This window comes from Streptomyces sp. NPDC048411 (assembly GCF_040704695.1).
Lineage (GTDB): Bacteria > Actinomycetota > Actinomycetes > Streptomycetales > Streptomycetaceae > Streptomyces.
The window spans coordinates 1-21,482 of record NZ_JBEZKL010000100.1 but is presented as its reverse complement, the minus strand read 5'-3'; the positions used below and the strand labels follow the sequence as shown (position 1 = coordinate 21,482).

The 21,482-nt window shown below is 69.2% G+C and carries 15 protein-coding genes; 4 read left to right on the top strand and 11 right to left on the bottom strand.

Annotated elements, in window-relative coordinates; translation table 11 throughout:
* Nucleotides 1-102: 102 nt before the first annotated feature.
* Complete coding sequence (locus AB0915_RS28165) at nt 103-4,332, bottom strand: S8 family serine peptidase (protein WP_366693742.1); 4,230 nt, start codon at nt 4,330-4,332, stop codon at nt 103-105.
* A gap of 91 nt (nt 4,333-4,423) precedes the next feature.
* Between AB0915_RS28165 and AB0915_RS28160 the strand changes: the two genes are divergently transcribed.
* On the top strand, nt 4,424-5,386 hold the full coding sequence (locus AB0915_RS28160) for a helix-turn-helix domain-containing protein (protein ID WP_366693741.1): 963 nt from the start codon (nt 4,424-4,426) through the stop codon (nt 5,384-5,386).
* Nucleotides 5,387-5,884: 498 nt separating this feature from the next.
* On the opposite strand, the gene sbnA is transcribed toward AB0915_RS28160, so the two are convergent.
* The 9 genes from sbnA to AB0915_RS28115 form a co-directional block, all read right to left on the bottom strand.
* On the bottom strand, nt 5,885-6,961 hold the full coding sequence (gene sbnA, locus AB0915_RS28155) for a 2,3-diaminopropionate biosynthesis protein SbnA (RefSeq protein WP_366693740.1): 1,077 nt from the start codon (nt 6,959-6,961) through the stop codon (nt 5,885-5,887).
* 211 nt (nt 6,962-7,172) lie between these two features.
* Complete coding sequence (sbnB, locus tag AB0915_RS28150; RefSeq protein WP_366693739.1) at nt 7,173-8,243, bottom strand: 2,3-diaminopropionate biosynthesis protein SbnB; 1,071 nt, start codon at nt 8,241-8,243, stop codon at nt 7,173-7,175.
* On the bottom strand, nt 8,240-9,244 hold the full coding sequence (locus AB0915_RS28145) for a TauD/TfdA family dioxygenase (RefSeq protein ID WP_366693738.1): 1,005 nt from the start codon (nt 9,242-9,244) through the stop codon (nt 8,240-8,242). Before AB0915_RS28145 ends, sbnB begins: the two co-directional genes overlap by 4 nt.
* A 23-nt stretch (nt 9,245-9,267) precedes the next feature.
* Entirely contained in the window at nt 9,268-12,531 is a 3,264-nt protein-coding gene (locus tag AB0915_RS28140) for an amino acid adenylation domain-containing protein (RefSeq protein ID WP_366693737.1), read from the bottom strand.
* 60 nt (nt 12,532-12,591) lie between these two features.
* A complete protein-coding gene (locus AB0915_RS28135; protein WP_366693736.1) occupies nt 12,592-15,126 on the bottom strand; it encodes a Pls/PosA family non-ribosomal peptide synthetase in 2,535 nt (844 codons plus the stop codon).
* A gap of 443 nt (nt 15,127-15,569) precedes the next feature.
* Entirely contained in the window at nt 15,570-16,661 is a 1,092-nt protein-coding gene (locus AB0915_RS28130) for an ABC transporter ATP-binding protein (RefSeq protein WP_366693735.1), read from the bottom strand.
* Between the two features lie 109 nt (nt 16,662-16,770).
* Nucleotides 16,771-17,649 carry a molybdate ABC transporter permease subunit gene (modB, locus tag AB0915_RS28125; protein WP_366693734.1) on the bottom strand — a complete coding sequence of 293 codons (879 nt, stop codon included), beginning with the start codon at nt 17,647-17,649 and terminating at the stop codon, nt 16,771-16,773.
* Nucleotides 17,646-18,470 carry a molybdate ABC transporter substrate-binding protein gene (gene modA / locus AB0915_RS28120; RefSeq protein WP_366693733.1) on the bottom strand — a complete coding sequence of 275 codons (825 nt, stop codon included), beginning with the start codon at nt 18,468-18,470 and terminating at the stop codon, nt 17,646-17,648. The genes modB and modA overlap by 4 nt, the downstream gene beginning before the upstream one ends.
* Nucleotides 18,471-18,478: 8 nt before the next feature.
* Complete coding sequence (locus tag AB0915_RS28115) at nt 18,479-18,751, bottom strand: TOBE domain-containing protein (RefSeq protein WP_366693732.1); 273 nt, start codon at nt 18,749-18,751, stop codon at nt 18,479-18,481.
* A gap of 291 nt (nt 18,752-19,042) precedes the next feature.
* On the opposite strand from AB0915_RS28115, the gene AB0915_RS28110 reads away from it, so the two are divergent.
* A complete protein-coding gene (locus AB0915_RS28110; RefSeq protein WP_366693731.1) occupies nt 19,043-19,513 on the top strand; it encodes a molybdopterin-dependent oxidoreductase in 471 nt (156 codons plus the stop codon).
* A 366-nt stretch (nt 19,514-19,879) separates the two neighbouring features.
* Here the strand turns inward: AB0915_RS28110 and AB0915_RS28105 are convergent, their stop codons facing one another.
* A complete protein-coding gene (locus tag AB0915_RS28105; protein ID WP_358863288.1) occupies nt 19,880-20,275 on the bottom strand; it encodes a helix-turn-helix transcriptional regulator in 396 nt (131 codons plus the stop codon).
* Nucleotides 20,276-20,787: 512 nt separating this feature from the next.
* On the opposite strand from AB0915_RS28105, the gene AB0915_RS28100 reads away from it, so the two are divergent.
* Nucleotides 20,788-21,039 (top strand): DUF6400 family protein, encoded by a 252-nt coding sequence (locus AB0915_RS28100; RefSeq protein WP_366693730.1) that lies wholly within the window; start codon nt 20,788-20,790, stop codon nt 21,037-21,039.
* Complete coding sequence (locus tag AB0915_RS28095) at nt 21,023-21,268, top strand: hypothetical protein (RefSeq protein ID WP_366693729.1); 246 nt, start codon at nt 21,023-21,025, stop codon at nt 21,266-21,268. The genes AB0915_RS28100 and AB0915_RS28095 overlap by 17 nt, the downstream gene beginning before the upstream one ends.
* Nucleotides 21,269-21,482 lie beyond the last annotated feature (214 nt).

Below are 21,482 nucleotides of genomic sequence, written 5' to 3'. Positions count from 1 at the left end.
GGCGGCCCGGCCGGGTGGTTGTTGCGCTGATCCACCGGCCGCGTCAACGCGTGGACCGGGCGCCCGGACGGAGGCTCCGTCCGGGCGCCCGGTCGGTGGTGATCAGTGGCGCAGGTTGAGACGGTGCACGCCGCCGTCGACGGTGCCGACGTAGAGCGTGCGGCCGTCGGGGCTCGCGGCCAGTTTGGTGGTGTCGGTGTTCTGCAGGCCGGTTGAGATGTTGTGCCAGCTCAGACCGTGGTCGGTGCTGCGCAGTACGCCGCGGCCGCCTTGCAGGAGGCCGCTGGCCCCGGAGCTGGTGGTGGCCGCGTAGAGCGTGTCCTTGACCCGGAGCAGGTCGGAGACATGGATCGCGAGAGCGCCGGTGTCCGAGGTGCGGAAGGTCCGGCCGCCGTCGGTGCTGACGCGGACGCTCTCGCCGCCGACGACGAGACGCCGTCCGTCGAGGTCGATCGCGGCCACCGGGCCGTCGGCGACTTTGGTGACGGTCACCCCGCCGTCGTCAGACCGGTAGAGACCGGCGGTGTTGCCGAGCCACAGGCGCAGCGGATTGGCGGGGTCGCCCGCGATGGCGTTGAAGGAGCGCTCGTGATAGAGGTTCTTCCACGTCGCGCCGCCGTCGCTGGTGGCGAACAGCCCCTGGCCCAGAAGGCTTCGGAAGCTGACCATGACCCGGTTCGGGTCGGCGGGGTGGACCAGGAGCGCCGTCGGCACCTCCGCCGAACTGCCCCTTTTTACCCAGGTGGCACCGCCGTTGCCGCTGCGCTCGACGGTGAATGAGCCGAAGGCGGTGCGCCGCACCTTCCAGATCACCTTCGAATCCTTGGCCGACACGGCAAGTTGCGGAACGGTGACGCCCCTCATGCCCTCGCCGCCCGACCGACCCCACTCCGGGCCCGCGACGGGAAGGGCGGTGCGGTAGACCGCGCTGTCGGTGGCGGCGAGCAGATGGCCGTCACTGACAGCGAGATCGTTGACGGTCAGTCCCTGGACGCCGATCCGCCGATATCCGGTGCCGTCCGCGGCACCCCGGTAGACACCGTCCTGCTCGCTGGAGACGGTGACGGAACCGTCGGCCCAACGGTCGTAGTCCATCGGTAGCGCTGCGCGCGACGGCGCGGAAACCGTGGTCCACGTCTGCCCGTGGTCGCGGCTGAGACGGCCACTGCCGGACAGCGTGCTCAGGTACAGGTCGTCACCCGAGATGGTCAGACGGAGGCCGCCCTCCGTCATGGGCAGCAGGGTGGCCCAGGTCTCGCCGCCGTCACGGGAACCGACAACTCCCCGGCCCGGGACATGCACCGCCACGACCGAGGAGTCGGCGGCCAGCCCGCCGACGGTCTCGCCGGACGGGTCGAAGAGCAGGCGTGCCTCGCCGGGGTTGCCCGAGCCGATGCCGGAGCGCGCCCAGACACCGTGATACGTCATCATATAGAGGGTGTCGCCGGTGACGGCGGCGGCGGTGATGCCGCCGGTGACACCGGTCGGATACGTCGTCCAATGGTCGCCCGCGTCTGTGCTGACCAGCAGTGCGTCCGAGGTGACCGCGACCAGGGTGCGGGTCTGTTCATCGGCGGCGAGCGCCGTGATGCGGGTGTCCGGGACGTCGAGCGTGCGCCAGGTCCGCCCGTTGTCATCGGTGCGCAGGATGGCGCCCCGGCGGCTGCCGTCGTGAACGCTGTTCACGGCGTACCACCAGCGGTCGGGATTCTTCGCGTCCACCACGAGCGGACCCGTGCCGTCCGCGACAGGCAGTCGTCCCAACTGGCGCCAGGAGGCGCCGTTGTCGGTGGTCAGCCAGGGAGCCGCCTTCTGGTACTGGGTGAGGACGGCCTGCTTCGGGCGGCTCGGCGAGAGGGTGATGGAGCCGGCCTCACTGTTGGGACCTACCGGCTTCCAGCGGTTCCTGCGGCTGTCGACCGGGGTGACCTCGAAAGCGCTGGCGCCGGTGAGCCGCTGCCCGGTGCCGGCGGTGCCGCGTACCGAGACCCGGTAGGCGCCGGCCACGCTGCCGGTCACCTCGGCCCGGTAGTAGCCGCTGGTGGGATCAAGCGTGGAAGTGACGCCGACGGCTTTGCCACGAGGCGGGGTGACGGTGACGACCGGCGGTGCGGCCAGCCGGGTCGGCGGGGCGATGTGCACGGTCGAGTGACCGTCGCTCGGGTCGGGTGCGGCCTGGACGGCCAGATGCCGGACGGCGAGCAGGTAGGGCACCCCGATCGCCGATCCCCGGTCGGGAGTCGCCGTGAGACGGCCGCTGATCTCGGTGTCGGCCGCCGGTCGGGCGACGTGCAGCGAGACCGTGACGGTCGCGGTCCCCCCGGCCGGTACGGTGACCCGCTTCGCCGAGACCGTGGCCGGACCGTCGGCCCGCAGGGAGGTCGCGACCGGCCGCTTGCCGGAGTTCCGCAGCGTCACCTTCGCGATTCCGCCGACGTGACGCCGGGACAGATCCGCGAGTCCGAACGACACCGACGCCGGCGAGGCGCTGACCGTGGCCGAGGCGGCCGCGGACACATCGAGCCGGCCCGAGCCCTGCGTCGTGGGCCCGCTGCCGCTCAGCGGCTTCGCGGTGCCGACCAACGCGGCCTTGATCTCGGCAGGCGCCCGGCCGGGATGCAGCTGGCGCAGCAGGGCCGCAGCGCCGGCGACGTGCGGGGCCGCCATCGATGTACCCGACATGCGGTACTCGCCGGGCCCGTACAGTGCCTTGGGCATGGTGGAGCGGATCTCCACGCCCGGTGCGACCAGGTCGGGCTTCAAACCGAAGTCCTGTGCGGGACCGCGTGAGGAGAACGAAGCGATCCGGTCGGTGGTGTCCGCGCCGCGCAGCGTCACCGAGACCTTCCCGGCCGCGAGTCGGGCGCTCAACTCCGTGTACTGGGTCGAGTCGATGCCCATGACCACCAGATGGTCCATGCGCAGCGAGTCGCCGGAGGCGTCGATCCGCGCGGACGTGGACGGTACCTGGGCGATTCCCGGCTCAGGGTTCACCTCCGGCGGCCGGACCTCTCCCGGTGCTCCGGCGACGAACACCGGGCCGTCGTTGGAGGCCAGGCCGGCCAGCACGGCGATCGCGCCGCGCTTCTCCGCCTCCTTCGCCCACTCCACGGCGCTCGCCGTCAGGTACTGGGTGTCGGAGGCGATGAGCATCGCGGCCCGTACGATCTTTCCGCGTACGTCGCCGACCCGCTTCCAGTCCTCGGCGGTGCCCTCGCCGACATCGACGAGCGGCGCCGTGACGGGGTGCTCCGGCGGGTTCGCCGACAGGATGCCGCGGTAGGTCTGTATCAACTCGGGTTTCTTGCCGGCCAGATAGGCGCTGGGCAGCCGCAGATTGCTTGTCGACGCGCCAACCGCGACCACGCCGTCGGCCGTTGCGGGGCTGCTGACCGTACCCGTGCCCGGTCCGTCGTTGCCGGCCGCGGCCACCACGACCACACCGGCTCGTACGGCCGCGGTCGCGGCGCGGCCCAGCGGGTCGGTGCCGTCGCCGGGGCCGCCGAGGCTCATGTTGATGACATCGGCGCGGTGCGGGTTGGCCGGATCGGAGGCCGCCTCGATTCCGGCGATGATGTCCGACGTGTAGCCGGAGCCGTCGGCGTCCATCACCTTGTAGGCCAGCAGATTCGCGCCGGGCGCCACGCCGGTGACGCCGCCCTTCTCAGCCGCCTTGCCCGCGATGATGCCGGCGACGTGGGTGCCGTGGCCGTTGTCGTCCATCGGGTCCTCGTCACCGTTGACGAAGTCGTGCCCGCCGACGACCTTGTGCCCCTTGCCGAGTCCGCCGCCCAGATCGGGGTGGGTGTAGTCCACGCCGCTGTCCAGGATCGCGACGGTGGTCCCCTTGCCGGTGACGCGGCTTCCGGCCGGGTCCTTGCGCTGCCAGACGCCGGGTGCGCCGATCAGAGGCACGCTCACGTCCGTCTTCGTCAGCACCCGGGTGTCGGGGCGGACGGCGGTGACGCCCGGCAGCGAGGACAGCCGCCCCACCTCGGACGCGGGTACCGTCATTGCCACGGCATCGATGAGCAGACCCAGTTTGCGGGTCGCCGAAGGGTGCAGCCCGGCCCTCTTCGCCGAGCCGAGAAACGTCTCCTGCCGCGCGTCGAGCGCGCGGCGGGCGGCGTCGACGCCGCGGGCGGCTTCGGTGGACAGCAGCGATCCACCGGGCGCGGCGGTGACCGCTGGGTTCCCGGACAGTTCGACGAGCACTCGTTGCGACGGGTTGGGCGTGGACGCGTTGGCGGCACCCGGGGTCACCGCCAACGTGCCGGCGAGCACAACGGCGGCGAGGGCGGCATGACGCGATCTTCGTGACTTCATTGCCATGCGTAAAGGTCCTAGTGGTGAGGGCACTTGCCGCACAACTGATCTCCGTGGCCCATTGCTGCCGCTGGCACAATTGGGCCACCATCCGTCCATGACTCCCGAGACACCGCAACTCACGGCGGCAGGCATCGATCCGTTCGACGAGAGCGTCTACCGCGCCGTCCTGACCCGGCGGACGGCGGCGCCTGCCGAACTCACCGCGGATCTCGACTGCTCGGCCGAGCGCGTCGCCAGGGCGCTGGACCGGCTCCGCGACCACGGGTTGGTCGGCCGGCTCGCCGGCTCCCGCCGCCGGTACGCAGCGGTCGAGCCGGGCGCCGCCGTCGAGGCGCTGGTGCGGGCCAGAAGCAATGAGCTGGAGCGGGTCCGTTCGGCGGTCGACGAGCTGTCCCGGCTCTTCGCCGCCGCAGGCACCGGCGCGACCTATGAGGACGAGGTGGAGATCACCACCGGCAGCGAGGCGCTCGGCCGCTGGTTCGTCCGCCTTCAGCAGGAGGCCCACGAGGACGTGATGACCCTGGACCGGCCGCCGTACGCCCTGACCACGTCCAACCCGGTGGAGGCGACGGCGCTCGGCCGCGGCGTACGGTACCGCGCGGTCTACGCCCCCGAGGCCCTGGAATGGCCGGGCGTCCTCGAGGACATCCGCGAGCTGGTCCGGCACGGCGAACAGGCCCGCGTCCTGCCTGGCTTGGGCATCAAACTCGCCATCGCCGACCGCAAGCTCGCCCTGATGCCGCTCTCCCTCGACCTCAACGACGTCCGCGCCGCGGTGATCCGCCCGTCCACCCTGCTCGATGCCCTCACCGATTACTGGGAAATGTGCTGGAAGCAGGCCCTGCCCCTCAATGCCCCCGCCGACGATCCCCTCGGCGAGGAGGACCGACTCGTCCTCACCCTTCTGGTCAGCGGCCTCAAGGACGAGGCGATAGCCCGCCAGCTCGGCTGGTCCGTCCGCACCATGCGCCGCCGCATCAGCCGCCTGCACGACCTCCTCGGCGCCGCCAACCGCTTCCAGGCCGGAGTGATCGCGGCACGCCGCGGCTGGTTGTGAGACAGCACGCCGGCAGCAGGTGGGGCGGCAATGAGTGGATGGGGTCTCGGCGCGCGTTCCATGCCCGGCACGGTGTGTTGCCAGTGACCGCGTCCGTCAACTCCTTGCCGGTGATGAGCCGTTGCTCTATCGATCATGGTGGGCATTGGTGTGAGTGGAAGTTTTCGGTCGGGTGATCTTCCGATGGTCCGGGCGTGAGGACAGGGCCTCCCGTACAGCTCGTGGGTGTCGAATCCATGTGAGCGTCAGGAAGCCCGGTGTCGCAGCCATCCGCGCCGTCGGCCTGCGAGTCCAACTCAATTGCCCTGTCGTGTGATTGTCTCGCGCATGCGTACGGGACGGGTACGCGGCCGACCATGGGGAGCGACGCCACCCCTCGGACATGTCTGACGCGGAGTGGGCGGTGGTCCGGGACCTGCTACCGGTGCCGACATGGTTGGCCGGGAGGGGCGGACAGCCGGAGGGCTACGGCATGGTCCGAACGAGCGGCCCTGGGTCTCATGACCCTGGAACCGATGGCGCTGGTTGCCCTTGAGGTCGCCGGTCCGCAGGTTCAGCCGCCGGGCCCCACGGTGTCGGTGGCGCGGGGGAGGCTGCCCAGGAACCGACGGCCACCTCGCCGGAGTCGAGAACGCCCTCGCCGTACAGATCCTGGAGCCAGTTGGTCTGGTAGATGGTGTCGAGGTACCGCTCGCCGAGGTCCGGGCCGATGGCCACCGCCGTGAGATCGCGCGCGTCATGCCGGGCCAGCCAGTCCGTTGCGCCGCTGACCACCGTGCCGGTGGAGCCGCCGAACAGGAATCCGCGCCTGGCCAGACGATGGCAGGTACGGACGGTGTCCGCCTCCTCGACACGTATCACCTCATCCACATAGGACTCGTCGAGCAGCGGCGGGCGCATGCTCATCCCCAGGCCGGGAATCATCCGGCGGCCCGGAGAACCGCCGAAGGACACCGAGCCGACGCTGTCCACTGCGATGATCCGCACCGGCCTGTGCCACTCCCGGAAGTAGCGCGCGCAGCCCATCAGGGTGCCGGTGGTGCCGGCCCCGACGAACAGTACGTCCAGCCGCGGGAACTGGCGGGCGATCTCCGGCGCCGTCCTGCGGTAGTGCGCCTTCCAGTTGTTCGGATTGGTGTACTGACTGAGCCACACGTACCGGTCGTCGGATTCGCACAGCGCACGGACGTACTCGATCCGCGCGCCGAGAAAGCCGCCGTTGGCCTCCTGTCCGGCGATCATGTGTACCTGGCTGCCCAACGCCTCCATCATCATCCTCGTCGTCAGGTTGCCGCGGGCGTCCGTCACACACAGGAACCGGTAGCCCTTGCTGGCCGCGATCATGCTCAGCGCCACGCCGAGGTTTCCGGACGAGGACTCGACCAGGATCGATTCAGGCGTCAGGATTCCATCCCGCTCAGCGGACTCCACCATTTCGGTCGCGGCCTTCAACTTGATCGAGCCGGCGAAGTTGAAGCCCTCACACTTCAGGAAGAGTGGGTGCCCGAAGATCGGCCGAAGGTCGACATAGAGCTCCTCTTCGTTGTAGGTGTAGGGATCGGATACGACGGGCACGATGGTCTCCTCTATCTGGAGCAGAGCACTTTTGGAACGTCCATCCGGCCGTGGGCGGGCCTCTCGCTCTTGCGGGCGGGAGCCAGTGTCGAGCCGGGCCGGACGGCCCCGCGTCAGCGGTCGCTGTCTCGTACGCCCTGACCTGCGGCGACTTGACCGGCGATCTCTCCTGGGATGAGTCCTGGACTGGCCTCTTGGGCTCTGGGTCGGCTCATCCGTAACGGCTCAGTTCGCGGAAGAAGTCGTCGACGACGCGCAACTCTCCGCGTCGGGCAACTTCGTCGTAGACGTCCTTGCCCACCGCGAGGTCGAGCACCCCGAGGCCGAAGGGCGAGAACACCACCGGCCGGTCCGCCGGCACCGCCACGCGCCCGGCCATCACGTCGTCCAACGTGCCGTGCAGGAAATCCCGGTTGCCTGTGAGCTGCTCGGCCAGATGCGGTGAGGTGTCGGCCTTCAGGCAGTGCTCGATGTCATCGACGATGTTGGCCGAGGCGAGCAGGATCTCCGGCGCGAGGTCGCGCAGCGACACATGCAGCACCAGCGGATTATGTGCGAACCAGGACAGGTCGCTGACATGCGGCTGGCCGGCGACGGTGGCGAAGACCACCAGGTCGCTGTGTCGGATCAACTGCTCGGCGCTGTCGTGCACGGTGATCCGGCCGGTGGTGCCCGACTGCTCCAGGTAGCACCGGAAGCCTGCCGCGCTGTCGGCGGACAGGTCGTGCACACCGATCTCGTCGAACGACCAGCCGGTGCCGGCCAGGAAGGTGTGGATGTAACGGGCGATCAGGCCCGCCCCGAAGAACCCGACACGTATCGGACGCGGCCGGTCGCGGCTCAGCCAGTCGGCCGCAGACGCTGCCGACGCGGCCGTCCTGGTGGCGCTGATGATCGAGCTTTCCAGACACGCGAACGGGTAGCCCGTGTCATGGTCGTTGAGGATCAGTACGGCCGAGGCCCTCGGGATACCGGCCGTCACGTTCTCCGGAAAGCTGGAGATCCACTTCAGGCCGTCCACCCGCACCGCGCCGCCGATCGAGGCGGGCAGCGCGATGATCCGGGAGGACGGGCGGTCCGGGAAGCGCAGGAAGTACGACGGCGGGTTCACCGAGTCACCGGCGCCGTGCACCCGGTAGGTCGCCTCGACCAACTCCACGATCTGCTTCTCGCGCCCGTGCAGTGCGCGCTGGACCTGGGCACCGGAGATCACAGCAAACGGTGGCACGGCGACCGGAGCGGACCTTGCGGACTTCATTGCGGTGGAACCGATGGTGGTCATCCTGCGGTCACCTCGACGGTCGGCGAGCAGTCGGCCAGACGCACCGGGTCGGCCATGCCGACGAGCACTTCGCGCGGTCCTTCGAAGGGCTCCCTGCTGTGCGCGGTGCGGACGTTGTCGACGAGCATCAGGTCGCCGGCCTGCCACGGCTCGCGTGCGGTGTTGGCCTCGTAGACGCTGTTGAGCAGGTGCACGACGTCCTCGTCGATCGGGTCGCCGTTGCCGAAGCGGGTATTGAACGGCAGCCCGTCGGCGCCGTAGACGTCCACCAGGTACTCGCGCACCTCGGGGGCCATCGTCCACTCGTTGAGGAACGCGATCTGGTTGAACCAGCAGCGTCGGCCGATGACCGGATGACGCACCACGGCGCTGCGGCGCTGTCTGGTGCGCAGTCCGCCGTCGGGCTGCCATTCGAACATGATCGCGTTGGCACGGCAGTAGCTCTCGACGGCGGCACGGTCCGCGGTGCCGAACGCCTCGGCGACGGACGCCCCGATCTCGTCGTTGTAGCTGCGGGTGAGCAGCCAGCCCTCCCGCTCGAACCGCTCGGTCAGGTCGGCGGGCAGTGCGTCGAGTACGGTCGGTGAGTCGGCCACCGCGGTTGCCCCGCCGTCGGTGGGCGCGCTGATACAGGCGAACATCATCAGGCCGGGGAACTCAAGCGTGTAGCTCAGTTCGTGGTGCATGCACATCGGCTGGTTCGGCGGCCACGTCGAGGAGGAGTACACGCCGTCGGAGTAGGTCCGTCGGGGTGCGAAGACCTCTTTCTCGGTCATCAGACCGGTGGCCAGCCTCGAGAAGACGGCGCCGGTCCCGTCCGCGTCGCGCAGCCCGAGGCCGCGGACCAGGACCGAACCGTGCTCGGCGACGACAGCGCGCAGCGCGTCCCGGTGCTCGGCCGCCCAGCTCAGCGCGTCGCCGGTGGCCTCGGCACGGAGGAGAGGAGGTTTGCCGGGTACGAGTTCGACGTCGACCGGCGACGCCGTGGATGTGGTAGGCATCTCGGATTCCTTTCAGTTGCCGGTCAGGAAGAAGCGAACAGTTCGGCGGCGCGCAGCACGGCCTGCGCCGCCTCGGTAGGACGGGTACGCAGGAAGTAGTGGCCGCCGTCCGCGAGTTCGTGCAGGTCGACCTGCTCGGCCAGGAGCTGCCAGTCGCGGTACCGGCGTGGGTACTCCGCCGTGCTCGGGTCGTCGGCGGCAACGACCACGGTGACTGGTGCGGACAGCTTCAGCGCCGGCGGGCTGTCCAGGGCGTCGGCGAAGTAGCGGTGTGCGGATACGCAGTCGTGCCGGTAGGCGGCACCGATGCGCTCGGCGTGCTGTGCGTCCAGCTCACCGAGCTCGGGGTAGCCGCCATCCGCGCTCAGCATGCCGGTGATCTCGGCGTCGCTGCGCCCGGTCAGCTCGGTGATGCCGGCGCGCCGGTCGGCGGCGTTGCCGAGCAGCTGCGCGCCGAGGAACACCCGCTGGACGTCCGCCCCGCGCTCCTGCAGCTTTCTGGCGGTCTCCACGGCCAACGCGGCGCCCGAGGAGTGGCCCCAGAGCAGGACCCTGGTCAGGCCACGCCGGATGATCTCGACGACGACCTCCTCGACCACCTGTGCCATCGGGGCGAACGGCCCGCTCCCGGCGGCCACGTCGTGACCGGGCAGTTCGACGGCGTAGACCGCCGGCCCGCCGCCCGGCAGCGCGCCGGCCATCGGCCGGAAGTTCACCGCGTTGCCGCCGGCGTAGGGGAAGCACACCAGGGCAGCGCCCTGCGTACCGTCCGATTCCGACAGTGACTGAAGCAGCCCGGAGCGCCCGGTGCGCAGCTCGGACCTGCCGTCGACCAGCCCGGCCAGATCGGCAAGGATCGGGTGACGGGTGACGTCCTTGAGGGACACCGCACGGTCCAGGGTGATCGCCAGCTTCACTGCCGACAGCGACGTGCCGCCCCGGTCGAAGAAGTGGTCCCGCCGTCCGATCTGGTTCTGCGGGATGCCGAGCACCTTCGCCCATGCGGCCGCCAGCTGCTGTTCGGTCGGCGTATTCGGCGCGCGGTAGTCGTCCTGGACGAGGCCGAGTTCTCCGGCGAGCGCCTGCAAAGTCTTCCTGTCGATCTTGCTGTTGGCCGTCAGCGGCAGACTCTCCCGCCAGTGGAAGGCCGACGGGACCATGTATTCGGGCAGCGACTCACCGAGCCGGTCCAGCAGGACGTCCTCCTCGAGTGGCCGCCGACCGGAGTAGAACGCCACCAGGTGCTTGCTCTGGTCGGCCCGCTCGGTGACCACCACTGCACCGTCGCGCACACCGGGCACCCGCAACAGGGTGTTCTCGATCTCGCCGATCTCGATCCGGAAGCCACGGATCTTTACCTGGTTGTCCCGGCGGCCGAGGAACTCCAGCTTTCCCTCGGGCTGCCAGCGGCCGTAGTCGCCGCCCCGGTAGAGCCGGGCGCCCTCACGGTGCGGATCGGCCAGGTAGGCCTGCCGGGTGCGCTCGGGGTCGTTGACGTATCCGCGGCCGACGCAGACGCCGGAGAAGACGATCAGACCGGGGGCGCCGAGCGGCACTGGGGCCAGGTGCTCGTCGACGACATAGACGTGCACGTTGTTGACCGCGGGACCCAGCAGGACCCGGTCCCCGTCGGGCACGCGGTCCATGACCTCGTGGTTGGTGTCGTCCGAGGTCTCGGTCAGCCCGTAGGCGTTGACCAGCTTGATCCCGGGCTGGGCGGCGAACCAGCGCTGCGTGAGCTCCTTCTTCAGTGCCTCGCCGGTGACCGACACGCACCGCAGGTCCGGCAGCTCGCGGGGATGCTGTTTCAGACACGACACGACGACGTCCAGGTAGGAGGGTACGACCTGGAGGACGGCGACCCGGCCGTCAATGATCTTGTCGACGAACCGACGGACGTCCAGGATCACTTCCTGCTCCACCAGCAGGGTCCGCCCCCCGACCAGGAGCCCGGACACCAGTTGCCACAGCGAGATGTCGAAGCACTGGGGTGCGGTCTGGGCGACCACCTGTCCCTCGCCGATCTCCAGGTCGTCGATCTTGGCGTAGAGGTGGTTGAGCATGCCCGCGTGCTCGCACATGGCGCCCTTGGGCTCCCCGGTGGACCCTGAGGTGAAATAGATGTAGGCGAGCTGGTCCGGTGCGACGCGGAGGCCCAGATTGTCGTCGGCATGGTCCTCCTCGTAGGCTGCGCCGACGAAGAGCTTCTGGATCCCGGGCAGCGAGTCGAGGGCCTGGTCGAGCGTGGAAGTGCTGCCGGGTTCGGTCAGCACGAGCTCGCATGCGGCACGGGAGAGCATGGTTGCGAGGCGATCCGCCGGGAAATGCGGCTCGATGGGCAGATACACGCCGCCGGCCTTGAAGACCGCGAGCACGGCGGCCATCCAGTCCAGGTTGCGCTCGGTCACCACCGCGACGACACCCTCGGGGCGAAGCCCCCGCGCCAGCAGGGCCCGTCCCAACCGGTTGGCACGCGCGTTCAGTTCCCGATACGTCAGCTGCCGCTCACCGTGCACCGCCGCGACGGCGTCCGGGTGCGCCGCCACCCGTTGCTCGAACAACTCGTGGAACCGGCGGTCCGGGAGCTCCCGGCGCGGACCGGAGAGTCCTTCGAGCTGGAAGCGGAGCTCCTCCGTGGAGAGCAGGCTCTGCCGCCGGTGCTCGGCGTCCGGATCGGCGGCGATCAGCGCGAGCGCGGTGAGGTGGTATCCGGCGATCCTGACGGCGCAGTCCGCGTCGATCGCGTCGGTCCGGTACCGCAGCCGCAGCACGAGCAGACCGTCGCGCTGCGAAAGTCCCACCCACAGCACGGTGTCACCGGCGAGTTCTCCACCCGCGCCATGCGGATCGAACACGGTCTCGGTCGACGGTTCGGCCAGGCCCAGTTCGCGCCTGAGATCATCGACCGGAAAGTCCTTGTGCATCAGTAGATCTGACGCGACGCGATGGGTGTCCAGCAGCAGCGTCCGCCACGAGTCGGGTTCGGTCGTCAGCCGGCAGGGCAGGGGCCGGCTGCCCTCCGCCGTGACGTAGCCGGTTGTGACTTCGTGCTCGCCGGACAGCGCGGCGAGCACCTTGGCGTGCGCGGCCAGCAGCACCGAGTCGAGCGGCACCGCCAGGTCCTCGGCCAGCCGGCCCAACGCTGCCACGACGTCGTCCGGAATTGTCGCCTCGTGTTCGCCGACGCCCGTCACCGGATTGAGCGTCCACCGGGGTATTGCGGTGAATCCACCGGCGACGAGCACCGCGCGCCAGAACTCCCGGTCGGCCTGCGCTTGCATTCCCATCTGGTCGTTCCTCTCCATTCACCGTCGCCACCGTGCTCTTCAACGCCGACAAGGGCGGCGCTACACCTTCCGCGCCAGTGCCTCGGGCTGATCAGGGGCATCTCGCGTCTCCGTGGCGGGATTTCCTCCCCAGCGTGCGTGCTGCGGGACTTCCTCGCCTTTCATGAGAAAGGAGTCCGGGGCGAGCACGGCGCCGTCGCCCATCGTCACGCCGTAGTGGACGTGTGCTCCCACACCGATGGTGCAGCCGGCGCCGATGGTGCTGCGATCGGACTTGAAGGTGCCGTCCTCCTGAGAGTGGCACTGGATCTTGCTTCCCGCATTGAGCGTGCAGTCGCTCCCGATGGTGGTGAGCGTCCGCTCCGTCAAATAGCAGCCGTCATCGAAGACCCTGCTGCCGAGCTGAACCCCCAGCATCCGCCAGATCACGTTCTTGAAGGGGGTGCCGTTGAAGACGTTGAGGTACGTGTCAGGCACCTTCCAGAGGCGCTCGTGCCACCAGAAGTACGGATCGTAGATGGAACACAACCGCGGTCGGAGCGCGCGGAACGCCGCGATGGCGCGCTCCACCAGTACGAAGTAGACAGCGGTGAACCCAAGGCTGAACACCAGGAACACAGCGATCAGCACATGCCCGTAGGAGTCGTACAGATCGACGTTCGCCAGGGCGAGCATCGTGAGCACGAAGAAGTGCAGCCACCGCACGAGCAGGAAGAAGACCATCGAGCGGATGTTGTAGCGGTTCTTCGCCGCGAGGCTTCGACGCAACTCGTCGCCGGTCCGGAGATGGTCGAACCGGGAGTCGCGCTCGACCGACCGGGGAATCTCGAAGCATGGTGAGCCGAGCAGGCCCACCCCCTCGCGTACCTCGCCGTCGAGCGGAATCATCACCTTCGTCGCGAGGAGACAGTTCTCGCCCGTCCTGGCCCCTGAGGGATAGGCGATGTTGTTCCCGAGGAAGTTGCGTGGACCGATCGAGGCCCGGGACACCCGGAAGGACGTGCTCGAGAATTCGGCGTTGATGATGGAGAGCCCGTCAGCGACCATCGTTCCGCTGCCGACCGAGCACAGAAACGGGGACTCGTGTTGCACTTCCGTGCCGAAGTTCGACCCGGTCTGCTCGACCCGGGACAAGTCGTATCCGAGGCCCCGTAGATAGTGGACGATGTAGGAGCTGTCACCGAACAGCCATGAGAAGAACTTGATGTTGGTCATGTGCCCGATCGCCCGGTGCATCGAGTAATGAAACCCGTACAGCGGATAGACCTTGTCCGGTTTGACGGCCAGGTTCAGCAGGCGCGGAACGGTGAACAGGACGGCAAGGCCCACGACGACGAAGCCGAAGAACAGCACGAAGGAAAGGATCAGCGCGTCGATGTAGAGATCCGGCGAGGTGAACCCCACAGCACCCGGGCCCAGCCGGTTGTGCAGCGCCGGAACCAGGGTCACCAGCATGTAAGCGCCCCCGACAGCCAGCGGCAGGTAGAGGAAGACCAGCTGAAGCACGGTGATGAGACCGAAGCCGGCGCGACGCAGCGTGCCGCACGTGGCCGGCCCGATCCTCAGGTAGTCATGCTCGGTGGGCTGTGCCGGTGATCCGTGCCATCGCTGGCCGTCAGGGACCACCTGGCCGCTGTACAGCGTGGAGGTGTGGCCGAGTTGCGCTCCGTCGCCCATCGACGTGTCGATGTCGAGCACGGTCTTTTCGCCGATGAACACGTCGCGGCCAAGGGTGACCGGGCCGGTCTGGATACGGCCGGCGTGTGCCCGGTAGCAGAGGAAGAACGAGTCTTTGCGGACCACTGTGCCGGCGCCGATCGTGAGCAGGTCGGTGCAGACCGGAACGTTGCGGGAGAGGATCGTGACCCCCTTGCCGATCCGTGCGCCCAGGGCTCGCAGGTAAAGCACGTACAGGGGATTGCCGACGAAGAAAATCATCGGGTTGGCGTGTATCAGCACCTTGATGGTCCAGAAGCGCAGATACGTCAGACCCCAGACCGGGAACTCGCGTGATTTCCACCGGCCGACGAGGAGCCATTTGGCCACGATCGGGAAGGTGCACAGGCCGACGAATCCGACGCCGCCGAAGACGAGCGATCGCAGGTAGATGCCGATCACATCCGAGCCGGCGGAGACCCATGCATAGCCTCGGTCGGTAGCAAGTCCGGCGAGGAAGGAATATCCCAGGAAAAGCAGGAACTGCAGCGTTCCACAGAGGACGTACCGCACCGTGCCGGCAGGGGGCACCACCTCGGTCGACACAGGGGCCGGCGACTCGACAGGGGTGGGCGCGGCGTCCGCGAGCCCCGTCGCCAGACTTCGGATCGTGGGGTGCCGGTAGATATCCTTCATCGACGCTGAGGGGAGGTCCGTCCGCTTCCTGAGCCGTGCGCAGAATTGGGCCATCACCAACGAGTTGGCGCCGAGGTCATCGAAGAAGTGGCTGTCGACCGACACCCGTTCGACGCATATGACGTCGGCCAGCACCTCGGCGAGGTCTCTTTCGATGCCAGTCCTTGGGCCGGTGTACCCGCGCTTGTCGATCGCAGATTCATCCGGCCCGGGCATCAGGACGTCGACGGATTTCTCCTCCATGCGAGCTCCTTGAGGAACATTCGAGCGCGATCGGCCATGACGGTCGACGCCCTGATACTCGCGCTTTCGATGGCCGGAGCGAGTAATCCGGAATTCTGAGGTCGGGATCTGTTGTCCAGTTCCTCAACCGTTGCCCAGTCTCTGCTGTTCACCGTCGGGCTGCCACTCGAACTCGATCACGTGGGCGCGGCTGTAGCTCTCGGCGGCGCCAGGGGTTCTCGCTATCGGAGGCCTGACGGCGGGAGAGCGGCGTACTCGCTGCCCGGTTTCATGCCTCATCCACGGATCCCGCCCAAGGGGACGGCGATGAGCTGCACACGGGTCTCGTCCTACTGCATACGAGTGGCGTGGGCCTGATCCGCGAGGTGGCTGTGCCGGTGGCGCGCAACAGCCATCAGTCCTGTTGCTGTCACAATGCGGCGATCGGCCCACGGAGCGGTGCGTCAGGCTGGGTATGCGTGCGTCTGTGCGGCCTTGACCGTGGCCCAGACCGGGGCTCCCGGATGGAGGTCGAGTTCGGCTGCGGCGACCGTGGTCAGGTCGGCGGCGAGGGAGAGCCCGCCGGTGAGGTCCGCGCGGATCCGGTCACCGTGCGTTTCGAGTCCGGTGACCTCGCAGTGCCACAGGTTGCGGGCGCTGGAGCCGGTGGGCCGGTCGCGGTGGAGGGTGACCGCGCCGGGCGGGAACGCGACGAAGGCGGGGCCGGTGAGATCCTCGGTGGTGGTGATCGCCGGGCCGCGGTCGAGCTGTACGGTGTGCCCCTTTGCCAGCCCCTTGTAGAGGTTCAGGCCGACCAGTTGGGCGATGTAGTCGGTACGCGGATGGCGGGCGATGTCGGAAGGGGTGCCCTCTTGGACGACCCGGCCGTGCTCGATGACGACCAGCCGGTCGGCCAGCACCATGGCGTCCAGTGGATCGTGCGTGACCAGCACGGCGACCGCCTCGAAGTCGGCGAGGTGGCGGCGGAGTTGGGCGCGTACGTCGAGACGGGTGCGGGCGTCGAGCGCGGCCAGCGGTTCGTCGAGCAGCAGCAGCCGGGGGTGGGTGGCCAGGGCGCGGGCGAGGGCGACGCGCTGGGCCTGCCCGCCGGAGAGCCGACGGGGTTTGGCGCCGGCGTGGTCGGCGAGGCCCATGCGGTCCAGCCACTCGGCGGCCTGTGCGCGTGCCTCGGTCTTGGACGCGCCTTGGCAGCGGGGGCCGAACGCGATGTTGTCGAGGGCGGACAGGTGCGGGAAGAGCAGGTAGTCCTGGAAGACGACGCCGACCGGACGGGACTCGGGCGGTGTACGGTCCAGCGCGACGCCGTCGAGGCGCAGATGACCGCCGGTGAGCGGGGTGAGACCTGCGAGCGCGCGCAGGGCGGTGGTCTTGCCCGCGCCGTTGGGCCCGAGGAGCGCCACGACGTCGCCGGGCGCGGCCGTCAGCGCCACGTCGAGATGGAAGGGGCCGTGGCTGACGACCAGATGGGCGTCCAGGCCCGCGGCGGATGCGTCCGTGGCGGGGAGGCTGCCCGTGGCGTCGTCGATGTCCGTCATGAGAGGTTCGTCCAGCGGTTGCGCGGTGGGGGAACAGGAACGGACGCGCCGAGGGTCCGGCGTCTCGGCGATCCGGGGCGGACGGCGAGTGGCTCACGGGCGGTTCGGGTCATGAGGCCGTCATCCATCGGTCCCGCAGTCCGGCCAGGACCGCGATCGACACGGCGAGCAGGACCAGGCTCAGCGCGATGGCGGCGGCCGGGTCGTTCTGCAGGGCGAGGTAGACGGCCAGCGGCATGGTCTGCGTACGGCCGGGAAAGTTGCCCGCGAAGGTGATCGTCGCGCCGAACTCGCCGAGCGCGCGGGCCCACGCCAGCACGGAACCCGCTGCGATGCCCGGCGCGATCAGCGGCAGGGTGACCCGGCGGAACGCGGTGAAGCGGGAGGCGCCCAGCGTGGTTGCGGCCTCCTCGTACCGGGGATCGGCCGCCCGTAGCGTGCCCTCCACACTGATGACGAGGAACGGCATTGCCACGAACGCCTCCGCGACCACCACCCCCGCCGTCGTGAACGGCAGCGTGATCCCGAAGGCCGAGTCCAGCCACTGCCCCACGACACCGTTGCGTCCCAGCGCCAGCAGCAGTGCCACACCACCCACCACCGGCGGCAGGACGAGCGGCAGCGTCACCAGGGCCCGTACGAAACCCCGCCCCGGGAAGTCCGTGCGCGCGAGAAGCCAGGCCAGCGGCACGCCCAGCACCAGGCTCACCGCGGTCGCCGCCGTCGCGCACACCAGGGACAGCTGAAGGGCCTGCCACACCTCCGTGCTGGTCAGCTGGTCCGGCAGGGTGCGCCAGGGAGTTCGTATGAGAAGGGCGATCAGTGGCAGCGACAGAAACGCCAGGCCGACGAGGGCAGGCAGCAGAAGAGGCAGAGGCACCCTGCCCCGGGCGTCCGCGCGGACGCGCCGGCGCCGCGGCCGGCCCCCGCGGGCGTCGCCACCCAGGAGGAGCTCGTCCGCGGCGCCGGACTTGTCCAGCTCGGTCACGGCTTGAGGAACCCGGCCGCCGTCAGGACCTTCTGGCCCTCGGCGGACTGCACCAGCGCGATGAACGCCTTCGCCGCGTCGGCGTTGGGCGCGTCCTTGAGCAGCGTGATCGGGTAGTCGTTGATGGCCTCGGCGGACTCGGGGAACTCCACGCCCTCCACCTTGTCACCCGCCGCCTTCACATCGGTCTTGTAGACCACGGCAGCGTCGGCCTCCTTCAGCTCCACCTTGGTCAGGGCGCTCTTGACGTCCTGCTCGTACGAGACCGGGGTGAGCTTGAGCTTGCTGGCCTCCAGCGCCTTCTGTGCGGCCGCCCCGCACGGCACCGTCTTGTCGCACAGCACGACCTTCAGGCCGGACTTGGTGAGGTCCTTGAGGGAGGAGACCTTGTCGGGGTTGCCCGGCAGGGTCGCGATCTCCAGCTGGTTGCGCACGAAGGTGGACGGCGTGCCGACCGCGTCCTTCGCGTCGGTGACGATCCCCATCGTCTTCGGGCTGGCGGCGGCGAAGACGTCGGCCGGGGCGCCACCGGTGATGCTGGCGGCGAGGGTGTCGCTGCCGCCGAAGTTGAAGGTGACCTTCGTACCCGGGTGGGCCTTCTCGAACTCCTTGCCCAGCGTCGTGAAGCTCTCCTTGAGCGAGGCGGCGGCGAAGACGGTCACCGTACCGGAGAGCTTCTTCGACGAGCCCGTGGACGCCGAGGAGTCCGGCTTGGCCGAGGAGTTGTCGGACGAGGAGCAGGCGCTCAGTGCCAGCAGCGCAGCGGCGCCTGCGCCGGCCACCTGCAGGGTCCGGCGGGTCCGGCGTGCGGAACGGGTCATCACGGGGGCTACTCCCTCTGGTTTCTTCCGGAAGAGTCCGTCGGACTCTTCAACGGTCTCTCGACGACCACGTGGGTCGACTTGATCACGGCAAGCGCCGGAACGCCGGGTTCCGGCGCCACTTCCTCAGCCGAGTCCCGGCTGAGGGTGGACACCGCCCGGAACAGCCCGGCCTGGATCTCCACTCGCGCCGACACCTCTTTGAGGATCACGTCGGTGACGGTCCCGGCGAGGTGGTTGCGCGCCGAGGATGCGTTGTTCGTTTGCTCGGCGCGGCGCAACTCCCGGGCGAAGGAAGCCGGTTCCGGCCCGCGGATCATCCGCCGGCCCAGCTCGCCACGTTCGGCCCGCAGTGTCCCGGCCCCGACCCGGCGCCGCAGTGTGTCAGCGCTGACATCAAGGCGGCTGTTTCCCCGATCCGGCAGGTGTGCATGTGCACATCATACTGCCGCAGATACGAGGTGGAAGTCATCTGTGGCATCGCATGAGCTGGACTGCCTATGGGTGATGGTGGGCATGTGCGTTTATACGGGACTGCTGCCCGGGTATCGACATCCGGGAGGTGGTAGCCCGTGAGTCATTTCCTTCCGGCCGCCGATCCGGTGGCCGAGGTCGCCCTGACCGGCGACCTCGCGCGGCCGGCCCGGCTGACGGTGCCCGACCTGCTTGCCTGGCCCCAGCACCGGGTGCAGGTGAGCTTTGAGTGCGCCACCAGCGGCATCCAGCACCATCGCTTCGCCGGGCCGCTGCTGCACGATGTCCTGTCCGACGCCGGCCCCGCCTTCGACCCCGCCCGGCGCAAGGGCCGCCTGCGCTTCCTGATCGCCGTAGCGGGCGCGGACGGCCACCACGCCGTCCTGTCCTGGGCGGAGATCGACCCCGACTTCGGCCGTGCGTCCGTCCTGCTTGCGGCCAGCATCGACGACACCCCGCTCGACGGGGCAGGCCCGCAGCTCGTGCTGCCCCAGGACCGCTGCGGCGCCCGGCACATCAGCGGCATCAGTGCGATACGCGTGGACGGCGGCTACACGGCGTGGACGTGACACCGGCGAGGCGAACCCGGTGGGAAGCTTCGGCAGTTCTGTGAGGGGCTGCTCGTCCTCGGCCGATGCGCAGCCGCCACGCCCGCTGCGTCCAGGGCCGGCCACATCCGGTCGCGGGTCGGCGGAAGCTCCGTGAAGCGCGCGCCGGTGGCGTCCCGCAGGGCGTTCGCGAGGGCCGGGGCGGCGGGGTCGAACGGGCTCTCGCTCGTCGACTTCGACCGCCGCGCCCTGCAAAGGAGTTGAGGAAACGCGCCATGGCCATGGTGCTCTCCGTGTCGTACGGCGACGGCGGGGCATTGGCCGGTGCGGGGGCGTACTCCTGCCCGGTGAAGGCGTGACCCACGGCCGCCGCCCGTACGTGTCCGCTCAGGTGCGGTCGATGTGCACGCTGGTCGACTTCACGCGGGCGGTGGCCTCCACGCCGACCTCCAGGCCCAGCTCCTCCACGGCCTCCCGGGTCAGCAGCGAGACCAGCCGGTGCGGCCCGGCCTGGATCTCCACCTGGGCCGCGACATCGCCGAGCTTGACGGCGGTGACAATGCCCGGAAAGGCGTTGCGGACAGAGGTGTATGGGGCGTCCTCCTCGCCACCACCGGTCCTGGCGACCTCGATCGAGAAGGCGGCCAGATCCTTGCCGTCGATGAGCCGGCGTCCGCCCTTGTCGCGATGCGTGGCCACCCGGCCGGCATCCGCCCACCGCCGCGCGGTATCCGGGCTCACGCCCAACAGGCGGGCCGCCTGCCCAATTGTGTAGGATTGCATACGCGCCAAGATAGATGCATATTCCTTGCATATGCAAGCCCTTAACTCTGGTGGCATTGGCATATGCTGCACCACTTGAGTGGGCTGCGGCGTTCGGTCCCGGCGGGCATACGGTCGCGAAAGTCTAGTGGGGCCATGCCCGGTGGCGTCGTACGCAGGGCTGCCACGGAGAGGGTTGTCGGCAGGTGGGGCAGATGCCGGTCCCGGGCTCCGCACTCGGTGCGCGGCCGGGCGGCGTGCCGAGGGCCTTGACGGCCGGGCCCGCCTCTCCAGGGCCGGATCGCGGCCTATTCCGCGACTCAGGCCATGAAGTACGTCACAGCGCCGTGCCCGAACCGTGTCTGCCGTCGGGGCTCTGGCTCCGGCAACACCCCACCCCTGTCAGCCGATCCGAGGATTCCTCGCCGATGGGCCGGGCGCCGCGTCGCCCCAGGGCAACTTAGGTCACCCTTCCCCGTTGCTGTGGTCGCCTGGTACATGTGGGATTCCACCAGCGCATCGGAAGTTTCGCCATGAACAAGGAAGATCCCACCGATCTCATACCCTTCACGATCGATCTGACCTTCGATGAAGCCCGGCGACGGGCCGAGGTCGTGGCCGCACTCGGGCCCGACTGGGACCCGGTCAGCGTTCTCCAAGGCGAGGACGAGGCGTACGCACTCCTCTACTCGGGCCTGGACGCCGAGCAGCGGCGCACCTACGACCTGCTGGTGGCGGCCGGTGTCCTGCCAGGAGGGGAGCCGGGCCGTGAAGCTGCCCATTGACCCACAGGCGGACGCCGCCCGCCGCGCCTGGATGGCCTGCCCCGTCTGCGACGACGCCCGCCATTGTGGGACCTGCGCCGACCGCCGTAACTGCGCTGATCACTGGCGCTATTTGATATCTACCAAGGGGCCGGTCGTTCACCTCCAGTGTCCGCAGTGCACGCACATGTGGTCAGTGAACACGCGGCCTGGCGTCACCTGCCGCGACGACAGCGCCCCCGGCTTCTGACCGACGGCGGGCCGAGCGAAAAGTCGCGGCTCATGCCAGTGGCCGCTTGATCACCGCTCGGCGTGGTCTCTCCACCGGACGAAGACCGCCACGAGGAGAAGCTGCGAGAGCGGCTGTTGCTAGGGCGTGTTTCGAAAGTCCCGCCTGCCAGGCGGCGTCTGGCACGCACGCTCGCTGCGTTGTCGGGCTCGCCCCGATACGCCCAGTATCGGGG

Coding starts and splice junctions, on each gene's coding strand:
- AB0915_RS28160 (WP_366693741.1), top strand. CDS start 4,424: ATGACTCCCGAGACACCGCAACTCACGGCGGCAGGCATCGATCCGTTC.
- AB0915_RS28105 (WP_358863288.1), bottom strand. CDS start 20,275: ATGCAATCCTACACAATTGGGCAGGCGGCCCGCCTGTTGGGCGTGAGC.
- AB0915_RS28165 (WP_366693742.1), bottom strand. CDS start 4,332: ATGGCAATGAAGTCACGAAGATCGCGTCATGCCGCCCTCGCCGCCGTT.
- AB0915_RS28145 (WP_366693738.1), bottom strand. CDS start 9,244: ATGCCTACCACATCCACGGCGTCGCCGGTCGACGTCGAACTCGTACCC.
- AB0915_RS28135 (WP_366693736.1), bottom strand. CDS start 15,126: ATGGAGGAGAAATCCGTCGACGTCCTGATGCCCGGGCCGGATGAATCT.
- AB0915_RS28100 (WP_366693730.1), top strand. CDS start 20,788: ATGAACAAGGAAGATCCCACCGATCTCATACCCTTCACGATCGATCTG.
- sbnB (WP_366693739.1), bottom strand. CDS start 8,243: ATGACCACCATCGGTTCCACCGCAATGAAGTCCGCAAGGTCCGCTCCG.
- AB0915_RS28140 (WP_366693737.1), bottom strand. CDS start 12,531: ATGGGAATGCAAGCGCAGGCCGACCGGGAGTTCTGGCGCGCGGTGCTC.
- modA (WP_366693733.1), bottom strand. CDS start 18,470: ATGACCCGTTCCGCACGCCGGACCCGCCGGACCCTGCAGGTGGCCGGC.
- AB0915_RS28130 (WP_366693735.1), bottom strand. CDS start 16,661: ATGACGGACATCGACGACGCCACGGGCAGCCTCCCCGCCACGGACGCA.